Below are 6,062 nucleotides of genomic sequence, written 5' to 3'. Positions count from 1 at the left end.
TTACTCTACAAATCCCAAGGAAGATATGACCAAGCCGAACCCCTGTATCTCCAAGCTTTAGAATTGTATAAACGCCTGCTGGGAGACAATCATCCCTTAGTCGCCACCAGCCTCAACAACTTGGCATATCTATACAATTCCCAAGGAAGATATGACGAAGCCGAACCCCTGTATCTCCAAGCTTTAGAACTCTGTAAACGCCTGCTGGGAGACCATCATCCCCATGTCGCCACCAGCCTCAACAACTTGGCATTACTCTACAAATCCCAAGGAAGGTACGACGAAGCCGAACCCCTGTATCTCCAAGCTTTAGAATTGTATAAACGCCTGCTGGGAGACAATCATCCCGATGTCGCCATGAGCCTCAACAACTTGGCATCACTCTACGATTCCCAAGGAAGGTACGACCAAGCCGAACCCCTGTATCTCCAAGCTTTAGAATTGAGTAAACGCCTGCTGGGAGACAATCATCCCAATACTGTTACTGTTCGTAAAAATTGGGAAGCTTGCCGGCAACAAAATTCAGGATAAGAATTATTGATGGTATTGTAAAGGCGATATCCTGACGTAATTATCAGCATTAATCCAATACGTTAAATCCCTTTTGATTTCTCAATTTTCTGTCAAAAGTGGCAAGATAACTACAACCCGAATGTTGAGATATAGCACCAATTAAATAATCAGAAAAATCTGCCCTTCCCTGCTTAAATCGCTGTAAAGCTTGATAAACCACAGAGCGATTTTCTAATTCAAATACAGAACATTGCAGCATTAAATCTATAGCATTACTAATTTCTTCCCTACTAAATTGATAGGGATTCCCTCGCAAAACCCAAACTAATTCACAGAGAACTATATTAGCAACAAAACATTGCTCTCCGCTTTCGATAATAACAGTAGCTTGCTGCCACTGCTTTTCATCATCTTTCGTTAGGTAGCGCACTAAAATATTTGTATCAACTCCAATCATAAAAAATTAGTAAATTATACCATGTCCGTCTAATTAGTTATGATTTCCATACTTATCGCACCCCTCCCCTTAATCCCCTCCCCGCCGGCGGGGAGGGGAGACAAAGCACAGCTTTGGCGGGGTAGGGTTCTTCGGGTTTAATAAGTAATCAAGCGGACATGATATCACACAGTGAAAACTGTTAAATCTTTCGATATCATGCTTTTGCGTGTTTTTAATAAGTACAAAGTACAAATTACGAATTACGAATTACGAATTACGAATTATGAATTATTTGCGCCTTTTTGGATTGCGGTTTCCATCTCTTCTAAAGATGCGCTTTTCATTCCCGGACGATGTAAAATTCCGGATAAGCTTTGAATAGGAACATTGAGAGGAATCAGTTTGACTATGCCATTTTCATCAATCACAAAATCAACTTTACTCCCAGTATCAAGATTAAGATAATCTCTAATTTCTTTAGGAATGGTTACTTGTCCTTTGGTGGTGATGGTCGCGTCAGCCATTACTATAACTCCTTACATCAATTTAATATACAGAAAAGATGCAGACAAAGAACCCCACCCTAACCCTCCCCGCTTGCAGGGAGGGAACTGGAGAGGTATGAATAATATGCAGCCTCATAAATAATTAGCTATTACATATTTTCCTTACTTAAATATAATCTGTATTTATCAATTTAGAGAGCGAACCCTAAATACTCAGCTATTGCCAAAATGCTGAGACTCATAGAGAATCAGTAGAGATTAAAGGCAACTGTTACAAATATGTTCAAACTCATAGATGTATTCTGGGGTTATATTCTCATCGCTATATTAATTTTAGTGGGACGGTTGATTAGACAGCGCCTGGGAATATTGCGATCGCTCTACATACCCAGTTCCATTGTTGCTGGTATTATGGCTTTACTCCTGGGTAAAGGTGCATTAGGTGCTGTTGTCAAATCAGTCAACCCCGAATCTCCCCTTGTTCAAGGCATATTTAGCGAAAATATCCAGGCGGTTTGGTCGCAATCACCCGGTATTTTTATTAACATTGTGTTTGCTACCCTATTTCTGGGTCAATATGTGCCGACATTGCGTGAATTTTGGCGGAAAGCGGCTCCTCAAGTGGCATTGGGTCAGGCGATCGCCTGGGGTCAATACGTGGTAGGATTAATACTAGCCATCACCATATTAACACCAGTTTTTGGCTTACCGCCTGTAGTTGCTTGTTTAATAGAAGTCGCCTTTGAAGGTGGACACGGGACATCAGCTGGGATGGCTGCAACTTTTATAGACTTGGGTTTTACCGCCGGGCCGGATTTATCTTTAGCTTTAGCCACAGTGGGGCTAATTTCTGGAGTCGTTTCCGGGACAATTTTGATCCACTGGGGACGCAGAACTGGACGGATCAAAGTTAGCAGCGAAGTCCTGTATGATGATGTGGAAAATACAGAGAATGAGCATTCAGAAGAGGAAGCAAATATCACAATTGCTAGAAAAAATTTATTCCGTAACTTATTGATTGATCCATTGTCACTCAACTTTGGTTTTGTCGGATTGGCGATCGCTTTTGGTTGGTTAATTTTAGAAGCCTTACGGGTGATTGAATCAATTACCTGGGGTAGAGGTGGACTAGAACTAATTACCTACGTACCGCTATTCCCCATCGCCCTGATTGGCGGAATCATTGTGCAGTATATACTGATGCGTACCAGACGCACCTATTTAATTAGTCGTCCCCTGATGGAGAACATAGGTGGACTAGCATTAGATATTACCATTGTCACAGCCCTAGCCAGCATTTCCCTCTCGACACTGGGAGATAATCTTGCACCTTTTCTGATTATCTCCATTGCAGGGATTACTTGGAATGTCTGTGCATTTGTCTTTTTAGGCCCCCATCTCTTGCCTTTTTACTGGTTTGAACGCGGCATTGGCGACATGGGACAATCAATGGGTGTCACTTCCACAGGGTTATTGCTGTTGCGAATGGTAGACCCAGATAACCGTTCCGGCGCGTTTGAAAGTTTTGCTTATAAACAATTGCTGTTTGAACCCATTGTGGGTGGAGGCTTATTCACGGCGGCCGCACCCCTGTTAATTGCTAATTTTGGTTCTCTGCCGATTTTGTTATTAACTTCAGCTATCTTGGCATTCTGGCTGATATTTGGTTTCTATAACTGTAAGCAATTACGTAAGCAAAGTGGATAACAGCAATTAGGAATTTTTAGGAATAAATCAACCACAGAGACGCAGAGAACACAGAGGAATTTAGTCCCGCAGCTTCTATTTATCAGGACTAGTGGGAATATTTTCAACTGGACTGTAAGCAGCAAAACCAGTTTCTTCAGCGAATTTTTGGGCTGCCTCTAGGAGATACTCATAATAAGTACGAGCGACGATTGATAACTGTTTTCCCGGTGGATGCACCATATACCAAGTGCGTTTAATGGGAAAGTGTTCTACATCTAAAATACTGAACTCAGAAGTATCTGGCATTAAAGTATGGCGAGATAAGACAGAAAGACCTAATCCTCCGGCGATCGCTTGTTTAATCGCCTCATTACTGCCTAACTCTAGCTTAACTTTTACCTTCACACCATGTTCATCAAACAGTTGCTGCACAGCCCGGCGAGTTCCTGAACCTGGTTCCCGCATAATAAACGGTTCATTTGTCAACCTTTCTATAGGAATATTTTTCTCTTTTGCCAAAGGATGATTAACTGGTGCAAACACCACCAAAGGATTATCTAAAAATGGCTCATAGTTGACATCTAGATTTTCTGGAACTTGACTCATAATGTACAAGTCATCCATGTTATTTAGCATCCGTTCCAAGATGCCTTCGTGGTTAGTTACTTGTAAAGAAATCTCAATTCCTGGATACAGTTGACAAAATGGCCCTAATAAACGAGGGACAAAATACTTTGCAGTTGTAATTACTGCCAAGCGTAATTGACCTTGTTTAAGACCATTTAAGTCTGCCACAGTCATCTCAAACTGGGCTATAGTTTCAAAAATTTGTCGACAAGTGGCAAATAACTCCCGCCCAGCTTCTGTTAAAAACAGACGTTTTCCCACCTGTTCAAATAATGGCAACCCTACCGATTTGGTGAGTTGTTTAATTTGCATCGAGACAGTGGGTTGAGTCAAAAATAATTCCTCAGCCGCACGAGTAAAGCTACTGTGCCGGGCCGCTGCCTCAAACACTTTCAACTGGTGTAGCGTCGCTTGCTTCAACGGTGATTCTCCTCTAATAGCGATTTAGATACATAAATCTAGTATCACTTAACACTTGTCCATGATAACGAACCACTTTTACAAAGTTATGAATTGTAGTATAGATAAAAATCTATTTCTTTTATTAGAAGAAAGTTATTTGAGTTATGGTCATCACAAGTTATTATCAAAATAACTAGTAAACAGTCATATTCCTCCTCAAAGAATATTGATTCCTGAAAACTGAATGATAATTATAGATGATGAATCATTTACCCTTCGTCGTTCCATATTTCTTCGGTAACTTTGGCAGGTATTTGGGATAAATCAGGCAACTGTAAAACTTCTATTTGAGCCACCTGTTCCTCCACTTCTACAGGCATATTCAATGGTTCGCGGTGTTCAATCCAGCAACTGGCTAAAGGCAAGGTGTTCTCCATTTCATCCAGTGGTCGAGGAATCACCATCACAGCGTTCAATTCCCCAATACGTTCTGCTTCAAACATTCCCGCTTCTACAGCTACAGCTACATTAGCCACAGTGCCACGAATAATGGCTGTACACAAACCCCCACCAATTTTTTCATAGGCTGCTAAATAAACATCAGCAGATTTGAGCATGGCATCACAAGCACCCACCATTGCCGGAAATCCCCGTGTTTCCACTAAACCAATAGCTAAGTTACTTAAACTACTTTGATTACCTTCCTCCATCAATTTACTCAAGCGGCTGGTAATGGGCAGTACTATCTCTAGGTTAGGATAAGGGCGAGGAATCACCAAGCTAGAAACCAATTGACCAAACTGTTCAGCAGTTTGAACCCCAGCTTCTACTGCTAGACGCACATCAGCAATACCACCCCTGATGATAGCTGTACACTGACCACTACCAATTTTTTCATAACCCACTAGGTGAACGCCAGCCGATTTCAGCATCATATCTGCTGTCCCCACTATGGCGGGAAAGCTGCTGGTGGAGACTAAACCTAAAGCAGTATTTTTCAGACTATCTCGACGGCGGGATTTCTGAATTGTGCTAAGAGAGTGTTGATTAGGTGTTTCCATGTGAATTTTCCAAGTTACTCACGAAACTGACAACTTACAATTAACACTTACTCAGACTGATTGTCAGAGATGGAGTCATTTAAGGTTTGTCTATGGGGAAATAATGTCACTAATAATTTACTTATACTTACTTGTCCATAAATCTGGTTACCTAAATTATTAGGCGATTCCTTGGGAGGTTGACTAGATTTTTTTTCCTGGAGACTAGAGTTCGTTGGGTTAGGGTTTTCTTCTATGGGTTCTGGTTCTACAGGTTCTGGCTGGCTTGAGGATTTAGGCGAAGACTCAGGAGAGGAAGCAGGCTGATGTTTGAATTTCCAGTAAGCCTTTGCTGAGATGGTAGTTGAGGACATTACTATTTCCTCATCTGTGTCTAAACTATTTTCTGCTTCTGGCTGTTCTTCGTTGCTGGGATTCGCACTATTATTAGTAGATGATTCCAGTTGTTCTGTTTCCTCAATCTGTCGGCTGGTGTCTCCTAAAATTGACCCTGGAGCAATGACTTTTCCTGGCTCAATGGAACAGTTAATAACTGTAGTTGCTGCACCAACACAAGCATTTGCGCCAATTTTGCCTTGGCCAACCATCAAAAAACCGGCTCCCAAGTTTGCTCCTGCTTCTACCTCTAAGGTTCCTTCGCTAACTTGGAGAATTGACCCCATACCTATACAGACCCCTGGTCCGATGATCATCTTGCTGTTGACACCTGCTTGAAGTATTACTCCAGGTGCAAGTACTGCGCTAGGATGAATAGTCACCTCGCCACTCGTGTAAGAGTCGAAGTTATTGCTGAGGTGCAGTGGCGGCACAGACATGGAAATTTTA

Annotated in this window: 7 protein-coding genes; 2 read left to right on the top strand and 5 right to left on the bottom strand. The window is 41.8% G+C overall.

The window, feature by feature from the left end; all coding sequences use genetic code 11:
• On the top strand, positions 1-531 hold a 531-nt coding region (locus tag VB620_RS17125; RefSeq protein WP_323197356.1), incomplete at its 5' end, for a tetratricopeptide repeat-containing protein.
• Positions 532-580: 49 nt separating this feature from the next.
• Here the strand turns inward: VB620_RS17125 and VB620_RS17120 are convergent.
• Together VB620_RS17120 and VB620_RS17115 are read right to left on the bottom strand one after the other, a co-directional pair.
• Positions 581-970, bottom strand: coding sequence for a PIN domain-containing protein (locus tag VB620_RS17120; RefSeq protein ID WP_323197355.1), 390 nt, complete (start codon positions 968-970; stop codon positions 581-583).
• Between the two features lie 263 nt (positions 971-1,233).
• Positions 1,234-1,476: an AbrB/MazE/SpoVT family DNA-binding domain-containing protein gene (locus VB620_RS17115; protein WP_323197354.1), complete on the bottom strand. Its 243-nt coding sequence runs from the start codon at positions 1,474-1,476 to the stop codon at positions 1,234-1,236.
• 261 nt (positions 1,477-1,737) lie between these two features.
• On the opposite strand from VB620_RS17115, the gene VB620_RS17110 reads away from it, so the two are divergent.
• Complete coding sequence (locus VB620_RS17110; protein WP_323197353.1) at positions 1,738-3,165, top strand: sodium/glutamate symporter; 1,428 nt, start codon at positions 1,738-1,740, stop codon at positions 3,163-3,165.
• Between the two features lie 75 nt (positions 3,166-3,240).
• Here the strand turns inward: VB620_RS17110 and VB620_RS17105 are convergent, their stop codons facing one another.
• From VB620_RS17105 to VB620_RS17095, 3 genes are all read right to left on the bottom strand, one after another.
• On the bottom strand, positions 3,241-4,194 hold the full coding sequence (locus tag VB620_RS17105) for a LysR family transcriptional regulator (RefSeq protein WP_323197352.1): 954 nt from the start codon (positions 4,192-4,194) through the stop codon (positions 3,241-3,243).
• A 251-nt stretch (positions 4,195-4,445) separates the two neighbouring features.
• Positions 4,446-5,237, bottom strand: a complete 792-nt coding sequence (locus tag VB620_RS17100; protein WP_323197351.1) for a BMC domain-containing protein — start codon at positions 5,235-5,237, stop codon at positions 4,446-4,448.
• Between the two features lie 47 nt (positions 5,238-5,284).
• Entirely contained in the window at positions 5,285-6,052 is a 768-nt protein-coding gene (locus tag VB620_RS17095; protein WP_323197374.1) for a transferase, read from the bottom strand.
• Between the last annotated feature and the right edge of the window lie 10 nt (positions 6,053-6,062).

Origin of the sequence: Nodularia harveyana UHCC-0300 (genome assembly GCF_034931085.1) — a bacterium.
GTDB lineage: Bacteria > Cyanobacteriota > Cyanobacteriia > Cyanobacteriales > Nostocaceae > Nodularia > Nodularia harveyana.
Note: the sequence above shows the minus strand (reverse complement) of the source record. Positions and strands in the feature narration are given on the sequence as shown.